Origin of the sequence: Rummeliibacillus pycnus, from assembly GCF_044359855.1 — a bacterium.
In the GTDB taxonomy this organism is placed as follows: Bacteria; Bacillota; Bacilli; order Bacillales_A; family Planococcaceae; genus Rummeliibacillus; species Rummeliibacillus pycnus_A.
The window spans coordinates 1,549,104-1,574,960 of record NZ_CP132291.1 but is presented as its reverse complement, the minus strand read 5'-3'; the positions used below and the strand labels follow the sequence as shown (position 1 = coordinate 1,574,960).

Genomic DNA, 25,857 nt, shown 5'->3' with positions numbered 1-25,857 from the left:
ATATAAGTGATATATTTATTAATTTGTGGTGTAATTATAATAGTATTATTCCTTTGCTATGGTCCTTTGCCTACTATACTTATTCGAGTATCTGAGCGGGGAATTTCAAAAAGAATACAAGCAAATGGTATGGCCATTACTTTCGATGATGGACCACATGCTGTATATACACCGCAATTGCTCGATTTATTAAAAAAGTATGATGTAAAAGCTACTTTTTTTGTTGTGGGCAGCAATGTTAAAAAGAATCCAGAAATCGTTAAACGTATGGCGGAGGAAGGGCATATGGTAGGCATTCATCATTTTGACCATGTTTCGAACTGGATCATGTCTCCATTTCGATTAAAGAAACAATTAGAAATGACTGAAATGGCAATAACTGAATGCACAGGTGAAAAAGTTTCTTTTTATAGACCGCCATGGGGACATTTTAATATTTTTACTCTAGCTGTAAGTAAAAAATACAATAAAATCATGTGGTCAAATATTTTCGGAGATTGGAAAGCAGAAAAGGCTAAACATGGCTTGCTAAATGAATTAAGAAATTCGGAGAAGGAAGGTGCAATTTTCGTGCTCCATGATAATGGGGATACATTGGGAGCTGAAGAAGAAGCACCGGGTTATATGATTCGGAATTTGGAAATTTTCCTTAAGGAATGTAGACAAAAAGACGTACAATTTATAACATTAAAAGAGCTAAAAGAATAGAGGGTGTTATGAGTATAGAGACAATTACACAATATATTGGTTCATATGGCTATTTAATTCTTTTTATCTGTTTATTCTTTGGAATTGTAGGGATTCCTGCTCCAGAAGAATCCCTTCTGTTTCTAACAGGAATATTAATTAGTCATCATCAGCTTTCAATGGGACCAACTATTGTCATATCAGATTTAGGGGCTTTTGTAGGGATGCTTACAGCGTATATTTGCGGAAAGTATTTAGGGACACCTTTTATAAACAAATTTGGAAAATACATTGGCCTTACAAATGAAAGGTGGACCACTATAGAAAACAAGTATAAGAAAAGTGCCTACAAAACAATAACATTCGGTTATTATTTACCAGGGATTCGCCAATTGAGTCCATATTTTGCAGGGGTTGCCAAAATCCCATTTCTTCGTTTTTTACTATTGTCTTTATTAGGCAGTATACTTTGGACAGTTCCGTTTATTTTAGCGGGATATTTCACTGCGGAAACTATTAATATCAATCCAAAATATGTACCTTATTTTGGGGTTGTGTTGTTCGTGCTATTTTTAATTTATCTTCTTATAAAGAAAATGGTTTCCAAAAAAAATAATTATATCTAACACAAAAAGACGTTCATCAAGTAACCAAATTATGTAGAGAACGTCTTTTTTAATGGATTCATTTTACAAAGAAAACTTTTTAAAATAACAAACCAAAAAATTGTCTTTAATTCACACATCTAAATGTAAGCTGAAAGTTAGATTAAAAATAAATTAAAAGAGAAGATTTTTACAAAATCAGTGGTATTGTCTAATTGTTAAGTTTAAGAATAATATTTTTTAAATTAACAACTAGGAATTGAAAATCTTTTCTTAGTGAAAAGGAGTTAACTAAAGTGAAGAAGATACTATTCTTTCCACTCTTACGAATGCAATCTGGGCATCATCAAGTTGCAGATGCAATTATGGATATGTTAAAAACTAGAGCTGAAGAAATTGAATTAAAAAAAATAGATTTGTTGAGCTATACAAATAAATCATTAGAAAAAATTATTTCAAGCGGTTATTTAAAATGGATACGATATGCTCCAGCAACTTATAACGTAGTATACAAAAAACACTTTTACGCGCAAAAACAAACTAAAAGTTCCTATAAAATTTATCAAGGCTTATTTCTAAAGAAAATGGAAAAATTGATTGAAGAGGAAAAACCAGATGCAATTGTTTGTACTCATGGATTCCCTTCTTATCTTTTAAGCCAACTAAAAATGCAAGGAAAATGTAATATTCCAGTCATCAATGTCTATACAGACTTTTTTATTAATAATGTTTGGGCAAAAGACGGAATAGATTTCCATTTTGTACCGAGTCAAGAAGTAAAAGAAAATTTAATTGAAATGTATAAAATCCCTGGTGAAAAGATTATTGTCACAGGTATTCCGGTCCATGAGGAAATTATTAAAACTACTCATAGAAAGTTCAATGCAGAAAAGCCGCAAATATTGATAGCTGGAGGGAATAGTGGTCTAGGTGGGATATTAAAATTATCTGCTGAAATGAAGAAATCACAACAATTTAATTTCACTGTACTTTGTGGTAACAATCAAAAACTATACGATGAAATTCTATCTTGGGATTTAGATCATATCAATCCGTTACCTTATATTTCATCAAGAGTAGAAATGAACAAAATTTATAATGAAGTAGATGCAATTGTTACAAAACCAGGTGGTGTAACAATAAGTGAAGTATTGAAAAAAAGACTTCCGATTTTTGTTCATGCATATCTACCTGGTCAAGAAGAAATTAATATGACCTACTTAAAAAAACAGCAGCTTGTTTTTGAACTTAACCAAAAAGATACATTGGAAAGTCAACTAAACAAGATTTTAAAGGATGCTAATAAAATGAAACAATGGGAAAAATCAATTGATCTTTTTCAAAGAGGATTAGAATTGGAAACACCAGAACAAATGGTGGATGTGATGAATTGGATTTTGAACAAAAATTCAACAAGCATTCCTTTATATTCAGTTAAACCTTCAATACATCTACAAGTGGCTAGGGTATAAGAGGCATATAAGGAGAGGATTTACCTTGGGAGATATCATAGCCTATTTTAATCAGTATGGATACCTAGTACTACTTATTTCACTCGCGCTTGAAATGATTGCTGTTCCCTTGCCAGGTGAAGTTATTATGAGTTATTGTGGATTTCTTGTATTTCAAGGCCAGTTAGATTGGACCCTAAGCATACTTATTGCTTGGTTAGGTTCATCGATTGGCATTACGATTTCATATTGGGTTGGTTATAAACTTGGAACACCTTTTTTTGAAAAATACGGAAAGTTTCTATTGTTAAAACCAGCGAGAATAAAAAAAACATCTGAATGGTTTGGAAAATATGGTGGGAAATTATTGGTAATTGCTTATTTTATAACTGGTGTTAGACATGTGACAGGATATTTTTCTGGGATTACACGACTTCCGTATATAAAGTTTGCAATGTTAGCATATAGTGGTTCTTTACTATGGGTAACTGTTTTTATTAGTGCTGGGAAGTTATTAGGACCCCAATATCTAAAAGTTAGTTCAATACTAAAACCATATCTTATCGACGGGGGTATTACTTTATTAATTACTATCGCGGTAATTATTATCTATAAAAAATTCCACGTCCAAATTAATAAGGTTGTATGTCAGTTAATAAACATCATTTTCCATCAATCCCATAATACTAAAAGATAAGAGTTGCTTTACTGATTTTGATGTTTGAATTAAGTAATCATGAGATAAATTTTGATGATTACAGAATACGATAAAGTCTGTTATCTATATCAAATTGACAAAGGTGAGGATTTACAATGAATATAAATAAAGTTTTAATAAGAGAAACAGAAATTCCTATAGAAAAAGGAACTTTGCGATTAATAGATTTTGAAGGTGAAACAACTGTAGAAGTAGAGCTAAATGTTCACCCTACTGTAATAAATTTTTTTAATTCTTTAGATTACAGAATAGAACGAGTTATTCTAATTTCTGAAGATGCCAATGACAAAATTATAGGTGAATTCGAAATACACATAGGTAAAACAGGCGTCTTATTAGTAGGAGATCCAAATGAAGTTAAAGGGATTGATCATTTGACAGCTATTTCCTATGAAAAAAGACCATTTCAATTAGAAAAAGTTAGTGGTGTTGCATTAGATGAAGAATTGCAAGCAAAGCGCTATTCAATATTTGTTCATTTGTTAGATGCATTATTGAAAAATGAAATGAATGACAAGGAAAATCTTCAGTTTATATATTCATTACAAAAGAAAATGAAAAACGGAGAGAAATTAAATTCATTTGATCAATATATTAAAGGAGAAATCAGCTACTTAATCGAAGAAGTAATTTCTTTGGAATAAAGAAATTGTATTGAAACTTGGAGATTAATTTAATTAGTTTGAAACGCAGAGGACCCAGCAGTAATACAGCGGATAATCTGAAAATCTAAGTGTTGAGTTTTTTACTCCATTTTACTTCTTTGAAGTATTTGTGATTCTCCTGTTTCCCCCTAATTTTCAACAATTTGATATGCTTCCTCAGGTGAAAAACCTTTTCCTACTAAAACACCTATAAGGATAAATTTATGTAATACATGAGAAGAATTGATGCCTCTTTTTATATCCTCTAATCCTTCCAGTTAATTGTCTTTAGATGTCACGAAACCTTTAGATGCAGTTGATTTTAAATGGCTAATACATAAATTAATTTCATAATTCAAAGATATAAAAAAATACACGAACATTAAATGTACCATTGTTATATGCCATATCTTTTCGAACATTGTCTGTGAAGCGGAAGATGGCGAGTCCTCGAAAATGCATTCGCATTTCCTTCGTGCGATGTTGATTCAGAGACGTCCATTCATAGTCCTGCGACGAAGCTAGCGAAACGATGCAGGAGCACAATGTTTTAGCTTCCGAGGAGGCTCAACGCTCGCTCAGCACGAAAGCGCCATCTGGAGCGGTATACTAAGTAAATACTGGAATGAAATATTATCCGAATTATTGAGTTGTTTATTTAAAAAATATCCGTATTTTTCACCTAGAAAAGAATTTATGAAATTGAATCACATAAATTAATATAGAATTTCAGGGCTTTTTCAGATTCAGTATGTATGATGAAAATAGAAAGAAAGAGAGGAGCATAATACAAATGCCATTACATCCATTAATAGTTCATTTTCCAATTGCTTTATTAATTCTAGGAGCGGTAATCGAAATTGTGAATGTTGTTATGAAAAAAGAATCATTAAATAAATTTGGTACCTTACTAATTATTTTAGGGGTAATTTCAGGATTTGTTACACTTGCTACAGGTGATGGAGCAGAACATTTTGCTGAAAATAAATGGGGGGATTCTGTAGAGGGAAAAATAGGGCCACATGAGAACTTTGCAGATCTTTCAATGATTATCTTTAGTGCTTTAGCGATTATCAAAATTCTTTTCAGACATAATATTTTTAAATGGAACGTATTACAAAGTAAAGCTCTTAGAGGTGGAGTTGCTACTGTATTGATTGTACTTCTAAGTATTGCTGGAGCTGTATCAATAGCAGTTACTGGACACCTAGGTGGTAAAATAGTTTACGAAAATAATTCCACTACTTCTGTGACTAATTCAAACGCTTCTCATCAAGATTCAGATGAATAATTAGAATAGTTTGATCAAAAAGTGTTCTAAAAAGAAAAGGACAAGTTCAAATGTTAGAGAAATAAAAACTTTTGAACTTGCCATCTGAGAACCATCAAGAAGACTTTGGTACCGAATGTAAAAGGGAGAATAGTAGCTCAAAAATTGAGAGTGCAATATCAGACGAATTAATTTTGTAAAAACAAGAGAAAGTGGAAAATACTTTTTGAAGATTACCCTAAAAAGCCCTAGAAGTGACTAAGATCTCACTCTAGGGCTTTCTTCGATATGTGTTTGGTTGGTATTTGTATATAACCTCTTCACCTTCCATTAATTTGAATCCATTTCGGCCAGATTCTTTTATTTCGTATAAGAGGGAATCTGCTTTATGTAAAAAATCTTGAATGTCATCTTGAGATTTTACTTCGCCACGATATGCTCCGATACTAAAAGTTAACGTGTTGGAAATGCTAGAGGCGGCATTTGTGAATTCGTAGTGATTAATTTCTCTGATGATGCGGTTATAAATGACGATTATTTCTTCAGGCTCTTTGTCTGGAGCAAGTAAGATAAATTCTTCACCACCCCAACGTGCTGTGAAGCAATTGGTAGATGATGCGACTTTATCTAAGACAGTCGAAACACGTGAAAGCACCATATCTCCATATGCATGACCATAGTAATCATTAAAGTTTTTGAAATAATCAATGTCTAACATTAAAACAGTAAGGTTGAAGGATAAGCTTCTTTCCTTTAATTCAGCAACGTACTTTTGAAACCCTCTTCTATTCGCAATATGCGTTAATTCATCTGTATATGATAGTCGTTTTAGTTCAGTGTTTGCTTTTGCAAGATCGCTTGCCAATTTATTGGCACGATTTGTTTCACGACATAAGTATTTTTGTTGTTTATATGATTCTACAAATCTCCGATAATTCATATTTGCAACTATGATTAGAATTGGTGTAAGCATGATAACTAACTGCATTTCAAAACTATAATGATAAAAATCTTCATGCTGATTAAAAAAATTGAGTGCTAATCCTATAATTGCTACGATAAATGGAGCAATAAAATAGCGAATACGCATAACAAAAAAAGATGTACAAATGACGGCTGCAATTGAATAGATAATCGTATGCTGGTAGAATATTTGATCAAGCATTGATATGCCTAAGCTAAGCATAAGCATCCAACAAACAAAAAGTGCTACATTTTCCTCAAACTTCTTATAATATTCAATTGATGTATTTGCTTTAAAATTATTTGGATGAGCAAATACAAGCACTAAACAATTTGTTGAAAATAAAAGTGCATAGGGAATTATGTAAATTCTATGGTAAGTTGTATGATCATTTAAAAACATAATATTCCCAATATTTAATAATACTAAAAATAGAATGATCCATAAGAATATCTTAGATATTAAATACATTCGATCCAAATTTTGCTGAGCTAAGCTTCGATAAAAATTGATATCATTTTCTATAATAATTTGAGGTTCTTCCTCAACCTGAACCTTGTTCTGCAATACCCACACCTCGACCAGCTATTATTACATTTAAGATAGTACCGTCTTTCTGAAAATAGTAATAATATAGCATAAATAACATTCTATTATTATAATATGCTTTAATTAATGATAAAGGAAGTGGAAGATTTTTCATATTTTTTGGTGATAAGTCTTGGTGGAATACAAATATATTGAATTAAATTGGTATAATAATGGAAGGGGTTAATTAATGCATTTTATTATCAATGAATTGGAGTGAGCGGTCATGACAAAGACTATTGTAAAGCTTCAAGACTATGACGCTAATTGGAGTGTAAAATTTAATGATGAGAAAAGCAAAATCAAATATGCTTTAGGGGACAAAATGATTGGAATTGAACATATTGGAAGTACATCTGTAAAGGGACTAAAAGCAAAACCAATTATTGATATTTTAGTTGGTGTTCAAAATTTAGAAGAAATTACGATATTTGCGGAGTCCTTAAAGGAAATTGAATATGAATATGTTCATAAGCCAGAGTTAAAAGGTAGGAAATTTTTCAGAAAAGGTATATGGGGAAAAGGATCTTGCCATTTGCACATCTGTGTATATAAGGGTGAAGAATGGAATACTAAAATAATGTTTCGCGATTATCTTAGGATGCACCCTAAAGTAGCAGAGGAATATGCATTGTTAAAAACAGAACTTGCAAAAAAGTATCAATTTGATAGACCTACATATACACAGAAAAAAGAGCCATTTATTGCACGAATTCTTCAAAAGGCTATGCAAGAAAAATATTAACGTTTTTTGTTATTTGAATCAATTTCATAAATCAATTTTTGGTTTCATTTATTTAAAATTAAATAGTTCTCATAAAATTTAAAGAAAAATTGCTCTTCACAAAATGGGGAAGAGCAATTTTTCAACTAATTAAATAACAACATTTTTTATTAAATTATACTTATTGGACAACATCATTCTACTATTTGTCACTACCGATGTTTTCTGCAGCGTTCATCCCTGCAATTCGTCCTGTGACGAGTGCAGAAGTGATATTATAGCCCCCTGTATAACCATGTATATCTAAAATTTCACCGCAGAAATATAGTCCGGTTTTCTTTTTAGAGGCCATGGTTTTTGGTTCGATTTCTTTGATGGAAACACCACCACCTGTGACGAATGCTTTTTCAAGTGGTTGAGTTCCGTTTACTTTCATTTCAAAACCGACGAGGTCAACTGCAAGATGACGTGCTTTTTCAGCTGAAAGGTCTGCACCTGTCAGAGATTCTTCGAGATCAGCTCTAGCCATTAAGAATAGAAGCCAGCGTTCAGGAACAATCCCTTTCCAAACATTTTTTAAAGCTTTTTTTGGTTCCTCTTTTGCCATTTTGAAAATCAATTGGAAAGCAGATTCAGGATTATAATCTGTTAATGCTTGAATTCGAACAGTTACAGGGTTGCCACCGTTTTTCTTCATCTCTTTTACGACGAATTGACTACAACGCAAAACTCCTGGGCCACTCAAACCAAAGTGTGTGAATAGCATATCCATTTTATGAGTGATGATTGTTTTCCCTTTTTTATTTAGAACTGAAACTTCTGCATCTCGAAGTGCTAAACCTTGCAACTCTTTGCGTTGAATAAACGTCTCATTTGAAAGTAACGGAACCTCGGTTGGGAAAAGTTCCGTAATCGTATGTCCAGCTTTTTCAGCCCAAGGGTAGCCATCACCTGTAGATCCTGTTTGAGGAACTGCTTTACCACCAACTGCGACTACGACAGCACCCGCTTTGATTTCATTTCCATCATTTAGACGAACGCCTATGATTTTCTCTTCATTCATTAGTAATTTAGCGACAGGGGTGTTTTGGCGAATTTCTACTTTTAAACGATCAAGCTCACGTAGCATTGCATCCACAACATCTTGTGCGCGATTTGAGACGGGAAACATGCGACCATGATCTTCTTCTTTTAATGCAACACCCAGACCTTCAAAAAAGGTGATAATATCTTCATTATTATAAACCGTGAAAGGACTATATAAAAAGCGACCATTTCCAGGTATATGTTTGACAATTTCATCAATTGGTAGACGATTTGTAACATTACAGCGTCCACCTCCGGAAATTGCTAATTTGCGACCTAATTTCTGCCCTTTCTCTAGAAGCAGGACTTTCTTTTTTGCAGTACCAGCAGCGATTGCGGCCATTAGACCGGACGGACCACCGCCGATGACGATTACATCATACATTTAGGGGAACTCACTTTCTGTTTTTAAATTTATTATACACGAAGTACAGAAACTATTTGAGTAATTGAACGACGAGTTGTAAACTAAAAATTAGTTTTATTAGATTTGGAAGGATTGGAAGGGTATTATGTCATCTTTAATGAAAGGGACTGCCATACTAACAGTTGGCATGTTTTTATCGAAAGTACTTGGCCTCGTTTACATATTCCCGTTTTATGCCATCATTGGGCAAGAAAACGTGGCGTTATATTCGTATGCCTATGTTCCATATACGATTATGCTATCGGTAGCCATCTCTGGTGCACCGATTGCGGTATCAAAGTTTGTAGCAAAATATAACAGTCTCGGTGATTATGAATCTGGACGTAAACTTGTACGTTCTGGTTTGCTTATTATGACAATTACCGGTTTTTTATCTTTTTTAGTGTTGTTTCTTTTGGCAGACCCGATTGCGCATTTAGTTATTACAGATAAAGAGCAAGCTTTTACTGTATCACAAATTGCTAGTGTTATTCGGTGGGTAAGTTTTGCATTAATTGTTGTACCTTTTATGAGCTTAGTTCGCGGATTTTTCCAAGGCTATGATCATATGGAGCCAACAGCTATTTCACAATTAGTAGAGCAAATTATTCGTATTATTGTCTTACTAATAGGTTCTTTCTTAGTAATGCGTGTCTTTAATGGTACAGCTCAAACAGCCATTTCATTTGCAGTATTCTCGGCATTTATCGGTGGTGTAGCAGGGTTGATATCCCTTTGGTATTACTGGCGAAAACTGCAGCCAGAATTTAACCTAAAGCTGCAAAATAGTGTATCATCTGGGCAACTATCGTATAAGAGTATCTATAAAGAAGTCATTACGTATTCAATCCCTTATGTATTTGTAGGGATTGCGAATCCATTATTTCAATTAGTAGACATGTTAACATTTAATACAGCGATGTCTAACATCGGATTAGCAAAAGTTTCTGATGATTATCTTGGTATGTTGAACTTCACTACACAGAAAATAGTGATCATTCCTGTGATGCTTGCGACAGGATTTTCAATGGCACTTGTACCTGCCATTACAAACTATTATACGAAAAAGCAACATGGTGCATTGATTAATGCTATGGATAAAACATATCAAATTCTATTGTTTATCACGTTACCGGCAGTTGTGGGAATTTCACTTTTATCAACAGATATTTACCATTTACTCTATTCAGAAAGTGCAATGGGCTCAAGTATTTTGGCGACATATGCACCAGTAGCTATTCTGTTTGCATTCTTCCAAGTAACGGCAGCCTTATTGCAAGGTATTGATTATCAAAAATGGATTGTATTCAGTCTATTAACAGGTATTTTAGTAAAATTAGCGATTAATATTCCTTTGGTAGAAGCTTTTCAAACAAAGGGTGCCATTTTAGCAACAACAATTGGTTACGCTATTTCAATCATCATTAATATGTTTGTCTTGAAAAAGGCGCTAAATTATAAATCCCAATTGGTGATTAGACGGTCACTTCTAATCATAGCTTTGACGATTATAATGGCTGCTTTTGTTATTGTGGCACATAAAGGATTAGTGATGATGTTCGGACCTGCACATTCTAAAATACTTGCACTTTTTTATATGGTTGTTTGTATTTCAGTTGGTGTTGCAGTTTATGCTTTCTTATCATTCCGAATTGGACTTGCTCAAAAACTGTTAGGCTCAAAGATTGAAAAAATTGCAAGTAAATTTGGCTTGTAGAAGGGAGGATTCTATGCGCTTAGATAAATTGTTATCCAATATGGGGTATGGTTCACGTAAAGAAGTTAAGCAACTTTTGAAGATGAAAGCTGTTTCTGTAGATGGCGTAATCGTTAAAGACGTATCTCTTCATGTTGATCCAGAAAAACAAAATGTCACCGTTCTAGGTGAAAGAGTCCATTATCAAGAATTCATCTATTTAATGATGAACAAACCTGCGGGTGTCATTTCGGCGACAGAAGATTTGCATGATCAAACAGTGATTGATTTACTTGATCCCTTCCATGCACATTTTGAGCCGTTTCCTGTAGGTCGATTAGACAAAGATACAGAAGGGTTCTTACTTATTACAAACGACGGTGTGTTAGCACATAATTTGTTATCACCGAAGAAGCATGTACCAAAAGTCTATTATGCGAAGATTGATGGTAGGGTAACGGAAGAAGATATTGAAGCATTTAATCATGGTGTTATTTTGGACGATGGTTATCACACGAAACCTGGTAAACTAACAATCTTAAAATCAGGCGAAACATCTGAAATAGAGTTAATGATTTCAGAAGGGAAATTTCATCAAGTTAAAAGAATGTTCGAATCAGTGGGCAAAAAGGTAACGTATTTGAAACGTTTATCGATGGGGAACTTACAGCTAGATGAGAACTTAAAGCTAGGTGAATATCGAGAATTATCATCTAATGAAATTGAAAATATAAAGTAAACTTCAATTAGTGGGAGTCTTACTGCAAGATAAAACAAAAAGAATGACCAAGCGACGCAGCATGGTCATTCTTTTTTATATCTTTCATAATTTGTGTATTAACATGTTTAGACGAAGTTGCCACCAGCATATGGCGAGGTGATCGTCCATTCAACGAAAAGCGTGAGATCCAACTCGTTGAACCTTTCTATGATGTCATTTTCACTTTCTTACGCGTCGTTGTCCATTTGCCCCGACTTGGACTTTCGACCAAATCGTTAAAGGCTAACACATTCAAATCTCTTTGAATGGTGCGAGGAGTGATGCCGAATTCATCGACTAAATCTTGCGTAGTAACAATCCCATTACTATGAATGTACATATACACATCTTTTATTCGATTGAGCATCCGATCAGTGGTTGGTTTCATTGGTGAACCACTCCTTCATCTTATTTCTCAAGACTAGCGGACGACAATAATTGCGAGGTATTCAGGCTCCTAATTTAGTTTGCCTTAGACATCCCCTTTTCAATTTTGTTTGGCAGACTTTTATTATCTGACAATTCTATTATAGCGAAAGTGCTCTAGAATTTCCATACTTTTGTTCGTCTTTTTACGATTGTAACAATATGTTTACATTTAAAAGCGAACGATAAATAATCAATATATAGTTAATGTACGTGTTTTTGGTATTTCTATGTGAAAAGTAGGAAAGGGTGTAAAATAATAAGTAGATTTATTAAGGAGGAATTTAGAATATGGATTGGATGAAACAAGCCCAAGAACGCCAAGATGAGTTAATCGGCAACTTACAAGAATTAGTACAAATTAATAGTGTGTTAGATGAAAGCACAGCTTCTGTCGATGCTCCATTTGGTGAGGGGCCTAAAAAAGCTTTAGATTGGATGCTTCAACAAGGTAAAGACCAAGGATTAAAAACAAAGATAATCGATAATATGGTTGGATATATCGAAATGGGTGAAGGAGAAGAATTAGTAGGAATCCTTTGTCACGTAGATGTTGTCCCAGCTGGTAGTGACTGGGTTCACCCACCATTTGGCGCTGTCGTAGAAGATGGCAAATTATTCGGCCGTGGTTCTATCGATGATAAAGGGCCAACAATGGCCGCATGGTTAGCAATGAAGATGGTTAAAGATGCAGGTATCAAATTAGATCGAAGAGTACGTATGATTATCGGTTCAGATGAAGAAAGTGGCTTCCGTTGTGTTAAATGTTATGTTGAAAAAGAAGAAATGCCAACACTAGGATTTGCTCCAGATGCAGACTTCCCGATTATTAATGCGGAAAAAGGAATTGCTGAACTTTCATTCCGCCAACAAGCAAAATCCCCAGAAAACGAACAATTAGTATCATTCAACGCAGGACATCGTATCAACATGGTACCTGATTTTGCTGAAGCAATCGTACGTAATGTTCCAGAAGAATTTGAAGTGACATTTAAAGCATACTTAAAAGTAGCTGAATTAGAAGGTACTATTGAAGATAATGCAAACGGTTATAAACTATCTATTAAAGGACGTTCTGCACATGCAATGGAACCAAATGCAGGGATTAATGCAGCTGTAAAACTAGCTCAATACTTGAACACTGTCTTCACAACTGCACAATCTAAAGAATTTACTCAATTCTTGGTAACTGGTTTTGCGAATGAAACTCGTGGTCATGCACTAGATTTAGCATTTTCGGATGAAATTTCAGGCGATACTACATTAAATGCTGGCGTCGTTTCATTTGAGGAAGGCAAAGGCGGACAAATCGATGTGAGTATGCGTTATTCAGTATCATATCCATACGAAGAAAAAATTACTGCTGCTGGATTAGCTGTAGCAAAACTTGGCTTTGCACTTGATGTAGTGGATGATTCTAAACCTCACTATGTTGATCCAGAAGAAGAATTAATACAAAAACTTTCTAAAGTTTATGAACGTAATACAGGAGAAAAAGCAGAGCTTTTATCTATCGGTGGCGGTACTTATGCTCGTGAATTACCAACAGGTGTTGCATTTGGTATGTTATTCCCAGGTGAACCAGACCTAGCTCACCAAGCGGACGAATATGTTGTTGTTGAAAACTTAGTTAAAGCTGCAGCTATTTATGCTGACGCAATTGTCGAATTAGGTACAAAAAAATAAAAATTACCCTTTAAGAAACAACTAAAAATTGGTAATATAGGAGTATCAGCCCCCATGAAATTATTATATGGGGGCTTTTTGATTTAGGCACTGTTAAGCTTACAGCAGTTTTTCATGCATTTTCGTTACGAAAATAATCAGAAAGGAATAGAAGGTGAACAACACAAAAAACATATGGATTGTTGTACTTGCATTAGCATCCTTTGTGCTGATTAGCATTTCTCCAATCTTTAGCACGGGCAAAAGAAAAATCCTACATAGCAAGTAAAACTAAGTACTATATGTTACGATCGTATATCGTATCTTGAAAAGCTAGAGAAAACAAGAGAAGGTAAGTTGATATTAAACAAGGTCATAAATCGCTAGCAATGCATTATATGTGCCATCGAATATAATCATTCAACTTGAAGATGGCGTCACAATCAAGTGCGTAGCAAATTTGATAACCAACCGAATAACAATGTGCTAATAGCAAATAATACGTTTAACGAACTAGATAGATCAGTTTGAACGCACAAATATTCTGGGGAAAAACTACACAACAAAGTAATTATTCGAAATACTACGATTAAAATTATGCGTTCTACTGCAATCAGGGTGATGAAAATTGGTCCAATACTATTATTGAACATAATCCATTTTCTAATGTAAGTCGAGTTGGTTTAAATTTTATACGTATTACAACGAATCATTTGGTAACTATACGAATGCTAAAAAAATACTTACCTGTTATAAATACAGCAACATAAATCACAGGATTTTGAAATTCTTTCATTCCAACAAGAAAATAAAGTAAAAATTATTACTACTAATAATTTCAATAAAATTTCCAGAAGAGGAGTGACCGACGCATGAGAAAATTTGGTGAAATATGCACCTACATAGTAGCTCTTACAATTTTATTTAGTTTATTGGCAATTAAAGATCCATTATTGCATGCATCTGCAAAGCAAGGAACCTATACTATTTCAACAAACACTACGCCTATAAATCAAAAGATGAAAAATTATATGACTTATTCATCTGAAACTAAAAATTATTACACGATAAGATCATACCTAGAAAAAATGGAGAGGGATGGTGGTGGTACTCTTATTTTAAAAAAGGGTACGTATTTGATAACCAATACATTATTTGTACCTTCAAATGTCACCATTCAATTAAATGATGGTGTAATTTTAGAAAAAAGTATGGACACAGGTAATGAATTAATTGCCTCAAAATCAATGTTTCAACTTGTAGCACCTAGTATCGCAAAGAATGGAGATATGATGGATGGCTATAGTGGTTCCAAAAATGTGACAATCACAAGTAACGGAAAAGCAACGATCGATTTAAAAGAAAACGAAAAAGTAAACGGGATCATAACTGGACACAATAATAATCTAACCATTAGTAATATTCAGTTCAAAAATGCAAATGATGGTTACTTTATTCAACTAGTTGCAACGCAAAATACTAAAATCCAAAATAACAGTTTTACAAATGAAACCTCTCTCTCAAAACCTTCAATAAGTATTGAAACTGCTGATTTTTCATATGGTACTTACAAAGTGAATTGGAGTATGTACGATGAAACCCCGAATTCACAAGTATTGATTGAAAAAAATAAATTTGATGGAGTATTTGAAGCCATAAGTTCAAATAATTTCACTGTTGACACATACCAATCAAAAGTGAAGATATTGAATAATAGCATAAAAAACACTGAATCAAATGCGATCGTTATGAAAAATTGGAAGCAACCAACAGTTGAAAATAACAAAATTGAATCTGTAAGTAGTGACTATGGTATCTATGTGAAAGGTACGTATAAGCCAATTATTCAACATAACCAATTTAAGGATATGAATTATGCCGTTTTATTGGCTGCACAAACTGGTTCAAACGAGCCTTTTAATGAAAATACAGTTACATTAGGCGTAAAAAAAGCACTGGCATCAAATGAAGGTAAAGACTTACAGGAATACTTTATGCATATAGAAAACAAAGCTGCTGAACCTGTTGAGAAAATTGAATTCACTGATATGAATGATCTTGGAAAAGAGGAATATAAAGTAACACCAGAATCAGTCACCCTTAATAAAGAATACCTTCTACGTGCATCTTATACGCCTCAAACAAAGCAATACTATGCATTACGCTCTTACATGGAACAACTTGAAAAACAAGGCGGGGGTAAAATTATTTTTACCAAAGGTGTGTATACAATATCAAATGTATTATACGTACCTTCAAACGTTACTTTAGAGTTTGAAGATGGAACAGAAATTTTCAAAGGTGATGATACAGGTACACCTTCTATGGATCCATCTAGCTCCATTTTCCAATTAATCCGTCCATCATTTTCCAAAAAAGAACGAGTTGTTAGTGGTTACGGAGGAGAAAAAAATATCAGTTTTATTGGAAAAGGTAAAGTTATCTTCAATTTAAATTATAAATTGAGTAGCTTTGCAATCATTATGGGACATAACAAAAATGTCCTTATATCCAATATTCAATTCCGGAATATGAATGCAGGACATTTTATCGAAATGGATGCATCTGAAGACGTAACAATTACAAACAGCCAATTTGTTGATTCAAAACCATCAGATCGTTACATTAAAGAAGCGATTAATATTGATACACCGGACAAAACAACACTTGGTTGGAGTTCAAAATGGAGTAATTTCGATTGTACGGCAAACAATAGAGTAAATATCATTAACAACAAATTTGTGAATTTAGATCGTGCTATTGGAACTCATAAGTATTCAGGAGGGCATCTTCATACAAATGTTGTGATTCGTGGTAACACCATTGATACAACGCGTAATGATGCAATTCGAGTGATGAACTGGAAAACACCAACGATTGAAAAGAATGACATACGAAATGTAGCAGTCAATGATCCAATAAAGAGAGGCATTCTTTCTAGCGGTGCAATCAATCCGAAAATCCGAAATAACACTTTTACAAATGTTGGACGAGCAATCCAATTTATTGCGTGGAAAAACAGTGGACCAGGAGAACAATACGATGAAATAAAAGATGTATTAACAGATGAAGAAAAGGAATTATTGAAAACAAATCAACTTTACAATACAACTGAAACCTTCATTCGAATCTCATCTGTTTACGCAGTATATAGCAAACCCGAAAAAATAATGATCAAGCAATTCTAACTAAAGGCTTTATTTAACAATAATTTTGAATTTCATGCATAAGATGCATTAAAAAAATCAACAATATCATATGATAGAGCCTAAAGAAAAGATGTGATGAACTTTTTGTTCATCACATCTTTTCATTATGTATAATGTATAGAAAGCAAATAAGGAGATGAATTATGGAATGGAAAAAATGTTATATAATGATCGATTAATCGATATAGAAGATGCAAAACTTTCAATAAACGATAGAGGGTATCAATTTGGTGATGGGATATATGAAGTGATTAAAGTATATGAAGGATCCATGTTTACTGCAACCGAACATATAGATCGTTTATATCGAAGTGCGGATGAAATTCGACTTGTTATCCCTTATACAAAGGATGTTTTACATAAAATGCTTTATGACCTTGTTGAAGAAAATGAATTAGCAACTGGTCATATCTATCTGCAAATTACAAGAGGCATAGCACCAAGAAATCATGCTTTCCCAACAGATTTTACAGAGCCGACATTGATCGCTTATACACAAGTAGCAGAGAGACCTATAAATAATCTTCGCTTTGGCGTGAGCGCGATTTTTGTAGAGGATATTCGTTGGCTCCGTTGTGATATTAAAAGTTTAAATTTGCTAGGCAATGTCCTTGCAAAGCAACAAGCACATGAAGCGCATTGTTATGAAGCTATTCAACACAGAGGAGAAATGGTAACGGAAGGGTCATCTTCGAATATTTACGGTATAAAAGATGGGGTGCTTTACACCCATCCAATCAATAACTATATTTTAAACGGTATTACACGACAAGTTGTGATGAAATGTTGTAAAGAAATTGGTTTATCTGTTGTTGAGGAAGCCTTCACAAAAGAACAAGCATTGCAAATGGATGAAGTCTTCTTATCATCAACATCTTCAGAAATCACACCAATAATTAAAATTGAAAATACGGTCATTAAATCTGGTGAACCGGGCATCTATACACGTAAAATACAACAAACTTTTGAAGAGAAAGTACAGCAGTTACTTTTGGTTTAAGAACGTTTTAATAAGTAACTTGAACACTCTAATATCAGAAGAAATTAGATCTCCAACATTTGATAACTTTATACTTATCAGAAACTGATTCTATTTTTATTTGATTTTTTTGGGGGTATATTAATATTGAAAGCTCCAATTTGAAAGGGCTCTTTCCATTTATCTCATGCAAAACAAAAGGCATTCAAATCCGATAACACCGGTTTGGATGCCTTTTTGAATAAATTTGTGAATAATTTATGGAATAATATAAGAGTGAAGGTATATTTCACACATAATCTTGCGGAGAAGTCACCAACTTCTCCCTTTTTTTTGTTAAATAACATGGTAAAATAGGAACATATGCCTTTTTATAAACACTACTTTGAGATGATTATTGGGGGAGGGAAAGGACATGGCACAGCTAGTTAAACTTCAAGATTATGTTTCACGTTATCAAAAAGATTTAAAAAGATACCCAACCCAATTCGTAAGACTAAAAAAAATACAATGGGCTCGTATGAAAGAAGACTGGGAATCTGGTGAAAAGATCACTAATTGGGAACATGAAGATGAAATAGAAGTTGAAGAAAAGCCTCATAAAAGTTTTCTAAAACGAATAATGCCATTTACTCGCAAAAAGAAATTGGCTCCTTGGGAAGAGGAAGATACGGATTCCGATTATAAAGAGGATTTCTTTAATCAAATAAATGAAGAGCTTGAAGATCAAGATTCTGACGAAGAGATCCTTCAGGAAGAGTCGAACACATTCACGTTTCAACCAACAATTTTGTATCAACCACAAACCATTGAAGAATTAAAAAGAATGTATATCGATCAACTTTTCCAATTCCAACTTAAATGGGCTAGTTCAACATTACGTGAAAAATCATATGTGAATCCTAAATACTATCGTGATTCACTGTTAAGAGCATTTACACAGCGTTTGCCAGACAGTTATCTGTTGTTCTATTATCCGATTTTTCAAGTAAAAAAGGCGCCTGTAGAAATGGGGATAATCATTCTTACGCCTACTGATTGTATATGCATTCAAGTGTTAGAAGAAGAGGTACAAGCAGTATTTGTCGGAGATGGTAGCCGGTTCTGGAAGAAAAAAGTTGGGAAGATTGATAAAAAAGTATTAAGTCCATTAATCGGATTAAATCGTATGGAATCCATTGTGAAGCAAATCTTCAAGCAAAACGAAATCGATTTGCCCGTTCGTAAAGTTGTACTATCTCGAAATGGGTATATTGACTATCCTGGTTCTAGTTATGACGTTGAGTTCATCGATAAACGAAAGTATTCGGATTGGTTTGCACATTTGAAGAAGAATCCTTCTCCGATGAAACATATGCAATTTAAAGCCGCACAATTTCTTTTAAATTCAGTTCAAACAACTTCTTATCACAGACTTGATGAGAATGACAATAACAATATTCCTTCCGAGAAAATGCAATCATTAGAGGAAGAACGTACATGAAACTACTTTTTATCATAAATGATAAAGCAGGAAACGGAGTAGCTAAACGTAAATGGCGCAAAATGGAATCGGAACTATCTATGCCATATAAAGCGATATTTACAAACTATCCTTGTCATGCAACGGAAATTGTAAAGCAACAAGCAAGAGAGGATCAGCAGCCGCTTTTAGTAATAGCTATCGGAGGAGATGGCACGATTCATGAAGTAATTCAGGGTGCCATTGAATTCCCTCATATCATAGTTGGAGCCGTTGCAGCGGGCTCTGGCAATGATTTTGGTCGAGGCTTTGAAAACTTTAAAACAGTAAAAGAAGTCGAGCAGTTCTTCCAACAACCTATAACAAAGGCTAAAATGGATATTGGCATTTTAGAAACAGCAGATGACAAGAAATATTTCATGAATAGTGCAGGTTTTGGTTTTGACGCTGTGATTAGTAAGCATGTCAATCATTCAAAAGTCAAAAAAAATCTAAACAAAATTGGATTAGGAAAGCTATCTTACATCTATTATTTGATTAAAACATTATTTACTTTTAACAGATTTACATTAAGTTTGATACATAATAATCAAGAACAAATTTTTCGGCATGTTTGGTTTGTAGTAGCTAGTAATCAGCCCTACTATGGGGGAGGGATGAAAATTTCTCCAAATTCGATTCCAAATGATGGACAGTTTGAATTAACAATTGTCAATGATGTATCAAGGTTGAAATTATTATTATTATTTACAACCGTATTCTTTGGTCAACATACAAAAATTAAAGCTGTAAAACAGTTTACAGCAAGTGATTTTAAAATAATTATGGATGGAGATATCATTGCACATACTGATGGTGAGTACGCAGGAGCATCAAAGAAAGACCAGCCCATTCATTTCAGAGTAAAGTCAAGTGCTTGGCGATTAGCTAGAAAGTCTTCTTGACTAAGTCATTGCTTTCTTGAATAATTAAATGTTGAATCGTACGATAAATATAGAAATGAGGAAATACATTGAGAGTTCGTAACAAACCATGGGCAGGAGATTTTATCCAATCACACCCGGAAATTATCGAGCCTAACCCAGAAAGTCATAAAGGTAAGTGGAAAGCGTTCTTTGGAAACGACAATCCATTGCATATAGAAGTAGGTTCAGGTAAAGGGCAGTTTATAACAGGAATGGCCTTGCAAAACCCAAATATCAACTATATTGGTATTGAGTTGTTTGATAGTGTCATTGTGACAGCTGCTGAAAAAGTAATTGAAGCTGGAACACCTAAAAACGTACGTTTACTATGCGTAAATGGTGCAGATTTAGAAAAGTATTTTGCAAAAAACGATGTTGATCGTCTTTACTTAAACTTTTCTGATCCATGGCCAAAATCACGCCATGCAAAACGCAGATTAACACATGAAAACTTCTTAAAACTATACGAGGCAATATTAATAGACAATGGAGAAGTGCATTTCAAAACAGATAACCGTGGCTTATTTGAATTTTCATTAGTAAGTATGTCACATTATGGCATGAAGCTAAACTATGTATCGCTTGATTTACATGTAGAAATGCCAGAAGATAATGTGATGACTGAATATGAAGAGAAATTCTCTTCCAAAGGTCAGCCGATTTATCGCCTAGAATCACAATTCCAAACAAAGAAAGACTAACAAATGAGTTTTTTTAGAGCTCTTTAATGAAAAAACTCATTTGCCACGAAGCTAGTAAAACGGTGAAGAAACACAAGCCGTTTATAGTATCTTGAATGGAAGAAGGAGCGTCTGAAAAGTAGATTTCTACACTTTTCAGACGCTCTTTATTAATTGGTTTTGTTTAACAATACTGTTGATATTTCTTCAGTTTTGCTACAGGCAAACGTTTTCCGCGGGCGAATCAACAAGCCTTCTCGCTGTGACCCCTGCAAATATCATATAATAGAGCCTTTAATTAAGTGCATCTTTTCGCAATGGTTGTGCCAATATTTCTCTTTCTAATTGTTGTAAGCTCTTACCGATATCCTTTTGGAAATCCAAAGACAAATCTGTATTATGTTCTAATTCTTCTAATGTATGAAGTAATTCTAAATACTGAATGCATTTTTTCTCATAATCATCTTGAGTTCTCATGGCTTTTCCTCACTTAGTTATAAAGTATCGTTTTATTATTATGCCCTTTTTGTAATTAAATAAACATAAAAAGGAATTTTGTGGATATAAGTATCTAATTTATTCTATTATAGAAAATTTTGTATTTTTGTAGTATAAAATAGTACAATATTTTTTAAACATGTTACAATTATGTGAAGCATCATTCATTAAATATAAGATGCAAAGATTTATACAAAGGGGGATCTTTAGTATGGATACGTTTCAATTTCATGACATGAAGTTAACATGGTTAAATGGGGGAGTAAATTTTTTAGATGGTGGTGCAATGTTTGGTGTGGTACCAAAGCCATTATGGTCACGAAAATACCCAGTAAACGATAATAATCAAATTGAATTACGAACAGATCCAATTTTAATACAATATCAAGGGAAGAATCTACTAATCGATTCTGGTGTTGGAAATGGAAAATTTACGGACAAGCAGCTTCGTAATTATGGAGTTACTGAACAATCAAAAATTGATGATAGTTTGCAAGAGTTAGAATTAACTACAGATGATATTGATTATGTATTAATGACACATTTACATTTTGATCACGCTTGTGGATTAACAAAATTGCAAGGTGAAAAACTAGTGCCTACATTTGCAAATGCTGAAATTTTTGTTTCACAGATTGAATGGGATGAAATACGTGAACCGAATATTCGATCAGCAAATACTTATTGGGAAGCTAATTGGAAGCCGATTGTTGATCAAGTGAAGCCATTTGATGAGCAATTAGAAGTATTGCCAGGAATCTTAATGGTACATACAGGGGGGCATAGCGACGGACATAGTATCATTCGATTAACACAAAAAGGAGAAACGATTTTGCACATGGCAGATATAATGCCAACGCATGCACATCAAAATCCTTTATGGGTACTAGCGTATGATGATTATCCAATGACATCGATTTTTGCCAAAGAAAAATTAGTAAAAGAAGCTCTTGATAATGGCTATTGGTTTAGCTTCTATCATGATGCCTTCAAACGTTTAATCAAATGGGATCCAACAGGAAAAGAAGTTCTTGGAGAATTACCTCGCACAAGAGAATCCCATACAACAGCATTATAGATCGAATGTTCATGCCCCGCATAATGTGAGGACACTGAAAAAGTCAAAATACAGGAATTTTAATAATAAAATTTGTGATGAAATTATTGTTGAAGTGGAATCAGCCAAAATTCTTTTGCTCAGCAGGAGCAATCTTTATCTGAGGGAAAACGAGCCCCAGAGATACCCCGCAGCACAGCGAGTAGGCTCGTTGGTTCTCCTACGGGGAGCGAAGCTGATTCCACTTCATGTTTTAGCAGATTTATACTATGAAAATTAGGAATAAAATAGTTTTCCAGTGCCCTCTATAATGTGAGGGTTATTTTTTTGCTGTTCACATCAATAATTCCAATTAAAAGCAGACTTGAAAAGTCGTAAATTCAAATAAAAAATCCCCAACCTATTCAAAGAATAAGCTGGGAATATAAAATATCAATATAGCATTAATAACTCTTATACTCTCACCAAATCAACAACAGATCCTGTTCTCGCATCAGCAGCAAATTCGAAATTCACAGTTTCTCCTTCTTCTACGCGAGAGATACCCCCTTTGTAAATAGGGATTTCAATATCTTCTTTGTGGAATGTTTGAGGCTCCATGAAAATCCATGATCCATCGATTGGCCCTTGCGCTTTAAAAGCATCTTTAATATCTTCTAAAACATTATTCGCATTTTTATATGGATTCACCTTTTCACTAACTTCTTTAATGATATATGTCGCAGCAATTCCTGTTACGACTCCTAGTAAGAAATCACGCAATTTCATTAAATACGCCCCCTTTTGTTTATGCAATTAGTGTACCATATACATTTAATGGTGTGACAATAAGATGGACATTAAGAGGGGATTTCTTGAAAAAAACAGCATTTCGATATTCGAAATATAAGGGTGGAATTTTTCCAGTTTTTTGTCTACAATAATAGGGAATGGCTCATAAGGGAGGCTTTTAAGTGAAACAAGATATGTTAGAAATGTTTAAGATACTCACAGAATTACCAGGTGCTCCAGGTAATGAGCATGCGGTTCGCGCTTATATGCGTCAAGAATTATCGAAATATGCTGACGAAATTGTACAAGACAATTTAGGCGGTATTTTTGGTTTGAAAAAAGGTGACGAAAATGGCCCACACATTTTAGTTGCAGGTCATATGGATGAAGTAGCGTTTATGGTTACCCAAATTACAGACAATGGAATGATTCGTTTCCAAACTCTTGGTGGGTGGTGGAACCAAGTAATGCTTGCTCAACGCGTTGAGCTGTATACATCAAATGGTCCTATTCCAGGCGTCATTGCATCTGTGCCAAAACATTTATTAACACCTGAAATGCAAGCAAAGCCTATGGAAATTAGCAATATGTTAATTGATATTGGAGCTGACGATAAAGAGGATGCCATTCGAATGGGAGTTCGTCCTGGCCAATCAATTATTCCAATTTGTCCATTTACACCAATGGCAAATCCTAAGAAAATCATGGCAAAAGCTTGGGATAATCGCTATGGTTGCGGCTTAGCAATTGAATTATTAAAAGAATTAAAAGATGAAAAACTTCCAAATACATTGTATTCAGGAGCAAACGTCATGGAAGAGGTAGGGCTACGTGGTGCGAAGGTTTCTGCGAATATGATTAAACCAGACCTTTTCTTTGCATTAGATGCAAGCCCTGCAAATGATGTTTCTGGAGATAAAAATCAATTTGGCCAATTAGGTAATGGTCCACTTCTTCGTATTTTTGACCGTACAATGGTAACGCATAAAGGTATGCGTGAATATGTATTAGATACAGCGGAATCAAATAATATTCCATATCAATACTTTGTATCACCAGGTGGTACAGATGCTGGTAATGTTCACATTTCAAATGATGGTGTCCCAAGTACTGTTATTGGTATTTGCTCACGCTATATCCATTCCCACGCATCTGTAATTCACACAGATGATATCGATGCTGCAAAAGAATTAATCGTACAACTTGTAAAAAATGCAGATCGTTCAACTTTAGATACAATTCGTAACAAATAAAAGCGAAGGTGGCTCACTTCGTGCAACGGCTAATGGGGTTACATCGTTTGAACCCTTGCGAGGCTGATGTGTGTTGCTAGATACGGTAAACTAAAATTTGGTATACTAAAAGAGGTTCCATATTTGGAACCTCTTTTTATTTATAATGAAGGAAGTGTCAAGATGAAAGTAGGAATTGGTACGACAAATAAAGCAAAAGTAGGCGCAGTACTTTCCGTAGTTACTAAACATTTTCATGATATATTGACATTCGAACATATTGCAGTAGATTCAGGTGTTTCTGCACAACCAATATCAACTGAAGAAACTAGACTGGGTGCTATGAATCGTGCTAAGAAGACTTTGGCGGAAACCAATGCTGATATGGCTTTTGGTTTAGAGGGTGGTGTCACAAAGGTTGGTAACATCATGTACTTATGTAATTGGGGGGCATTGGCCCTATCAAATGGACAAGTCCTAACTGCTGCTGGGGCTCAAATTCCATTACCAAATGAAATAGTAGTGCAAATAGAGAATGGTCGTGAATTAGGCCCTGTGATGGACGATTTTGTACATCAATTAGATACTAGTCAAAATGAAGGGGCTATTGGTATTTTTACGGATGGTATGATTAATCGGAAAGAAATGTTCGAACATATTCTGCAACAATTAGTTGGACAATATTTTTTTTATCAAAAATACACGAAAAAGCAAGATAATGCATGATAGTTGCAACGGCCTATAAGGCATCTTACAATAAAGTTAGTCTAAGTACGAATGGAGGAATTACATATGTTCCGTCAATGTACCAAACTACTCGTTTTAAGTGTGTTCTTACTGAATCTTGCAGCATGTGGTAAATCAGTAGATTCTCAAATGTCGAAAGGGTTTTCAGAAGCAAAGACAGTTTTTAATTCGAAACCAAAGGATAGTACGGTGTCTTCTGAACATTTGAAATTTTATCTACCTAATGGCTACAAAGTGAAAACCTCTTCAGATGAAACGAATATTATTTTATCGAAGGGCAAAGGTACGTATTCGCTTTTTATCAATCCAAATGAGTCACAAGATAGTCAAAGCTTTTACAATGCAATTCATAAAAGCTTAAAAGACGATATTATTAAAGAACAAACGTATAAAAAGAATGGACGTTTTGGCTTTGCAAGTGTTTTAAAGAAAGATAATGACAACTATGAAGTAATTGCTAGTACTGGCGGGGTAAAGGTCACAGGGGTTGCAAATGATGATGACATAAGCAAAACGATACCTGAACTGATGACAATCGCTCTTTCTGTACAATTAAAAAACAAGTGA

Annotated in this window: 24 protein-coding genes; 19 read left to right on the top strand and 5 right to left on the bottom strand. The window is 34.1% G+C overall.

The window, feature by feature from the left end:
* The first annotated feature begins 6 nt into the window (after positions 1 to 6).
* From Q8X41_RS07715 to Q8X41_RS07690, 6 genes are all read left to right on the top strand, one after another.
* Positions 7 to 708, top strand: coding sequence for a polysaccharide deacetylase family protein (locus Q8X41_RS07715; RefSeq protein WP_397539670.1), 702 nt, complete (start codon positions 7 to 9; stop codon positions 706 to 708).
* 8 nt (positions 709 to 716) lie between these two features.
* Positions 717 to 1,313, top strand: a complete 597-nt coding sequence (locus tag Q8X41_RS07710) for a DedA family protein (RefSeq protein ID WP_397539669.1) — start codon at positions 717 to 719, stop codon at positions 1,311 to 1,313.
* Between the two features lie 275 nt (positions 1,314 to 1,588).
* Complete coding sequence (locus tag Q8X41_RS07705) at positions 1,589 to 2,764, top strand: glycosyltransferase (protein WP_397539668.1); 1,176 nt, start codon at positions 1,589 to 1,591, stop codon at positions 2,762 to 2,764.
* Between the two features lie 25 nt (positions 2,765 to 2,789).
* Positions 2,790 to 3,440 (top strand): DedA family protein, encoded by a 651-nt coding sequence (locus Q8X41_RS07700; protein WP_397539667.1) that lies wholly within the window; start codon positions 2,790 to 2,792, stop codon positions 3,438 to 3,440.
* Positions 3,441 to 3,556: 116 nt separating this feature from the next.
* Positions 3,557 to 4,105 carry a hypothetical protein gene (locus tag Q8X41_RS07695; protein ID WP_397539666.1) on the top strand — a complete coding sequence of 183 codons (549 nt, stop codon included), beginning with the start codon at positions 3,557 to 3,559 and terminating at the stop codon, positions 4,103 to 4,105.
* A 793-nt stretch (positions 4,106 to 4,898) separates the two neighbouring features.
* On the top strand, positions 4,899 to 5,396 hold the full coding sequence (locus Q8X41_RS07690) for a DUF2231 domain-containing protein (protein ID WP_397539665.1): 498 nt from the start codon (positions 4,899 to 4,901) through the stop codon (positions 5,394 to 5,396).
* Positions 5,397 to 5,646: 250 nt separating this feature from the next.
* Here the strand turns inward: Q8X41_RS07690 and Q8X41_RS07685 are convergent, their stop codons facing one another.
* Positions 5,647 to 6,906, bottom strand: a complete 1,260-nt coding sequence (locus Q8X41_RS07685; RefSeq protein ID WP_397539664.1) for a GGDEF domain-containing protein — start codon at positions 6,904 to 6,906, stop codon at positions 5,647 to 5,649.
* Positions 6,907 to 7,153: 247 nt separating this feature from the next.
* Here Q8X41_RS07685 and Q8X41_RS07680 point away from each other — a divergent pair, with 247 nt between their 5' ends.
* A complete protein-coding gene (locus Q8X41_RS07680) occupies positions 7,154 to 7,672 on the top strand; it encodes a GrpB family protein (RefSeq protein ID WP_397539663.1) in 519 nt (172 codons plus the stop codon).
* Between the two features lie 181 nt (positions 7,673 to 7,853).
* Here the strand turns inward: Q8X41_RS07680 and Q8X41_RS07675 are convergent, their stop codons facing one another.
* On the bottom strand, positions 7,854 to 9,122 hold the full coding sequence (locus tag Q8X41_RS07675) for an NAD(P)/FAD-dependent oxidoreductase (protein ID WP_397539662.1): 1,269 nt from the start codon (positions 9,120 to 9,122) through the stop codon (positions 7,854 to 7,856).
* 127 nt (positions 9,123 to 9,249) lie between these two features.
* Between Q8X41_RS07675 and Q8X41_RS07670 the strand changes: the two genes are divergently transcribed.
* Positions 9,250 to 10,860 (top strand): oligosaccharide flippase family protein, encoded by a 1,611-nt coding sequence (locus Q8X41_RS07670; RefSeq protein WP_397539661.1) that lies wholly within the window; start codon positions 9,250 to 9,252, stop codon positions 10,858 to 10,860.
* Between the two features lie 13 nt (positions 10,861 to 10,873).
* On the top strand, positions 10,874 to 11,578 hold the full coding sequence (locus Q8X41_RS07665; protein ID WP_397539660.1) for a pseudouridine synthase: 705 nt from the start codon (positions 10,874 to 10,876) through the stop codon (positions 11,576 to 11,578).
* 187 nt (positions 11,579 to 11,765) lie between these two features.
* Here the strand turns inward: Q8X41_RS07665 and Q8X41_RS07660 are convergent, their stop codons facing one another.
* Positions 11,766 to 11,987, bottom strand: a complete 222-nt coding sequence (locus Q8X41_RS07660) for a DeoR family transcriptional regulator (protein ID WP_102691013.1) — start codon at positions 11,985 to 11,987, stop codon at positions 11,766 to 11,768.
* A gap of 329 nt (positions 11,988 to 12,316) precedes the next feature.
* On the opposite strand from Q8X41_RS07660, the gene pepV reads away from it, so the two are divergent.
* The 6 genes from pepV to trmB all read left to right on the top strand — a co-directional run bounded on the left by pepV (position 12,317) and on the right by trmB (position 21,006).
* Positions 12,317 to 13,711, top strand: coding sequence for a dipeptidase PepV (pepV, locus tag Q8X41_RS07655; protein ID WP_397539659.1), 1,395 nt, complete (start codon positions 12,317 to 12,319; stop codon positions 13,709 to 13,711).
* Positions 13,712 to 14,562: 851 nt separating this feature from the next.
* The gene (locus Q8X41_RS07650; protein ID WP_397539658.1) at positions 14,563 to 16,878 is read left to right on the top strand and encodes a right-handed parallel beta-helix repeat-containing protein; all 2,316 of its coding nucleotides are present in this window, start codon (positions 14,563 to 14,565) and stop codon (positions 16,876 to 16,878) included.
* Positions 16,879 to 17,047: 169 nt separating this feature from the next.
* Positions 17,048 to 17,899, top strand: a complete 852-nt coding sequence (gene dat / locus Q8X41_RS07645) for a D-amino-acid transaminase (protein WP_397539657.1) — start codon at positions 17,048 to 17,050, stop codon at positions 17,897 to 17,899.
* A gap of 394 nt (positions 17,900 to 18,293) precedes the next feature.
* Positions 18,294 to 19,361: an NERD domain-containing protein gene (locus tag Q8X41_RS07640; protein ID WP_397539656.1), complete on the top strand. Its 1,068-nt coding sequence runs from the start codon at positions 18,294 to 18,296 to the stop codon at positions 19,359 to 19,361.
* The gene (locus Q8X41_RS07635) at positions 19,358 to 20,284 is read left to right on the top strand and encodes a diacylglycerol/lipid kinase family protein (protein WP_397539655.1); all 927 of its coding nucleotides are present in this window, start codon (positions 19,358 to 19,360) and stop codon (positions 20,282 to 20,284) included. The genes Q8X41_RS07640 and Q8X41_RS07635 overlap by 4 nt, the downstream gene beginning before the upstream one ends.
* Positions 20,285 to 20,352: 68 nt before the next feature.
* Positions 20,353 to 21,006: a tRNA (guanosine(46)-N7)-methyltransferase TrmB gene (trmB, locus tag Q8X41_RS07630; protein WP_397539654.1), complete on the top strand. Its 654-nt coding sequence runs from the start codon at positions 20,353 to 20,355 to the stop codon at positions 21,004 to 21,006.
* Positions 21,007 to 21,279: 273 nt separating this feature from the next.
* Here the strand turns inward: trmB and Q8X41_RS07625 are convergent, their stop codons facing one another.
* Entirely contained in the window at positions 21,280 to 21,462 is a 183-nt protein-coding gene (locus tag Q8X41_RS07625) for a hypothetical protein (protein WP_397539653.1), read from the bottom strand.
* A gap of 232 nt (positions 21,463 to 21,694) precedes the next feature.
* Here Q8X41_RS07625 and Q8X41_RS07620 point away from each other — a divergent pair, with 232 nt between their 5' ends.
* Positions 21,695 to 22,561 (top strand): MBL fold metallo-hydrolase, encoded by an 867-nt coding sequence (locus Q8X41_RS07620; protein WP_397539652.1) that lies wholly within the window; start codon positions 21,695 to 21,697, stop codon positions 22,559 to 22,561.
* Positions 22,562 to 22,993: 432 nt separating this feature from the next.
* Here Q8X41_RS07620 and Q8X41_RS07615 read toward each other — a convergent pair whose 3' ends face one another.
* Positions 22,994 to 23,308, bottom strand: a complete 315-nt coding sequence (locus tag Q8X41_RS07615) for a hypothetical protein (RefSeq protein ID WP_397539651.1) — start codon at positions 23,306 to 23,308, stop codon at positions 22,994 to 22,996.
* 197 nt (positions 23,309 to 23,505) lie between these two features.
* On the opposite strand from Q8X41_RS07615, the gene Q8X41_RS07610 reads away from it, so the two are divergent.
* From Q8X41_RS07610 to Q8X41_RS07600, 3 genes are all read left to right on the top strand, one after another.
* Positions 23,506 to 24,564 (top strand): M42 family metallopeptidase, encoded by a 1,059-nt coding sequence (locus Q8X41_RS07610; RefSeq protein WP_397540220.1) that lies wholly within the window; start codon positions 23,506 to 23,508, stop codon positions 24,562 to 24,564.
* 162 nt (positions 24,565 to 24,726) lie between these two features.
* Complete coding sequence (locus Q8X41_RS07605; RefSeq protein ID WP_397539650.1) at positions 24,727 to 25,269, top strand: DUF84 family protein; 543 nt, start codon at positions 24,727 to 24,729, stop codon at positions 25,267 to 25,269.
* A 66-nt stretch (positions 25,270 to 25,335) separates the two neighbouring features.
* The gene (locus tag Q8X41_RS07600) at positions 25,336 to 25,857 is read left to right on the top strand and encodes a hypothetical protein (protein ID WP_397539649.1); all 522 of its coding nucleotides are present in this window, start codon (positions 25,336 to 25,338) and stop codon (positions 25,855 to 25,857) included.

What these genes read in the sequence shown, in the direction of transcription:
- Q8X41_RS07710 (WP_397539669.1), top strand. Translation starts at nt 717, where the DNA reads ATGAGTATAGAGACAATTACACAATATATTGGTTCATATGGCTATTTA.
- Q8X41_RS07605 (WP_397539650.1), top strand. Translation starts at nt 24,727, where the DNA reads ATGAAAGTAGGAATTGGTACGACAAATAAAGCAAAAGTAGGCGCAGTA.
- Q8X41_RS07620 (WP_397539652.1), top strand. Translation starts at nt 21,695, where the DNA reads ATGGATACGTTTCAATTTCATGACATGAAGTTAACATGGTTAAATGGG.
- Q8X41_RS07680 (WP_397539663.1), top strand. Translation starts at nt 7,154, where the DNA reads ATGACAAAGACTATTGTAAAGCTTCAAGACTATGACGCTAATTGGAGT.
- dat (WP_397539657.1), top strand. Translation starts at nt 17,048, where the DNA reads ATGGAAAAAATGTTATATAATGATCGATTAATCGATATAGAAGATGCA.
- Q8X41_RS07625 (WP_397539653.1), bottom strand. Translation starts at nt 21,462, where the DNA reads ATGAGAACTCAAGATGATTATGAGAAAAAATGCATTCAGTATTTAGAA.
- Q8X41_RS07650 (WP_397539658.1), top strand. Translation starts at nt 14,563, where the DNA reads ATGAGAAAATTTGGTGAAATATGCACCTACATAGTAGCTCTTACAATT.
- Q8X41_RS07665 (WP_397539660.1), top strand. Translation starts at nt 10,874, where the DNA reads ATGCGCTTAGATAAATTGTTATCCAATATGGGGTATGGTTCACGTAAA.
- Q8X41_RS07610 (WP_397540220.1), top strand. Translation starts at nt 23,506, where the DNA reads ATGTTAGAAATGTTTAAGATACTCACAGAATTACCAGGTGCTCCAGGT.
- Q8X41_RS07660 (WP_102691013.1), bottom strand. Translation starts at nt 11,987, where the DNA reads ATGAAACCAACCACTGATCGGATGCTCAATCGAATAAAAGATGTGTAT.
- Q8X41_RS07675 (WP_397539662.1), bottom strand. Translation starts at nt 9,122, where the DNA reads ATGTATGATGTAATCGTCATCGGCGGTGGTCCGTCCGGTCTAATGGCC.
- Q8X41_RS07615 (WP_397539651.1), bottom strand. Translation starts at nt 23,308, where the DNA reads ATGAAATTGCGTGATTTCTTACTAGGAGTCGTAACAGGAATTGCTGCG.
- Q8X41_RS07690 (WP_397539665.1), top strand. Translation starts at nt 4,899, where the DNA reads ATGCCATTACATCCATTAATAGTTCATTTTCCAATTGCTTTATTAATT.
- Q8X41_RS07640 (WP_397539656.1), top strand. Translation starts at nt 18,294, where the DNA reads ATGGCACAGCTAGTTAAACTTCAAGATTATGTTTCACGTTATCAAAAA.
- Q8X41_RS07635 (WP_397539655.1), top strand. Translation starts at nt 19,358, where the DNA reads ATGAAACTACTTTTTATCATAAATGATAAAGCAGGAAACGGAGTAGCT.
- Q8X41_RS07670 (WP_397539661.1), top strand. Translation starts at nt 9,250, where the DNA reads ATGTCATCTTTAATGAAAGGGACTGCCATACTAACAGTTGGCATGTTT.
- pepV (WP_397539659.1), top strand. Translation starts at nt 12,317, where the DNA reads ATGGATTGGATGAAACAAGCCCAAGAACGCCAAGATGAGTTAATCGGC.
- Q8X41_RS07600 (WP_397539649.1), top strand. Translation starts at nt 25,336, where the DNA reads ATGTTCCGTCAATGTACCAAACTACTCGTTTTAAGTGTGTTCTTACTG.
- Q8X41_RS07695 (WP_397539666.1), top strand. Translation starts at nt 3,557, where the DNA reads ATGAATATAAATAAAGTTTTAATAAGAGAAACAGAAATTCCTATAGAA.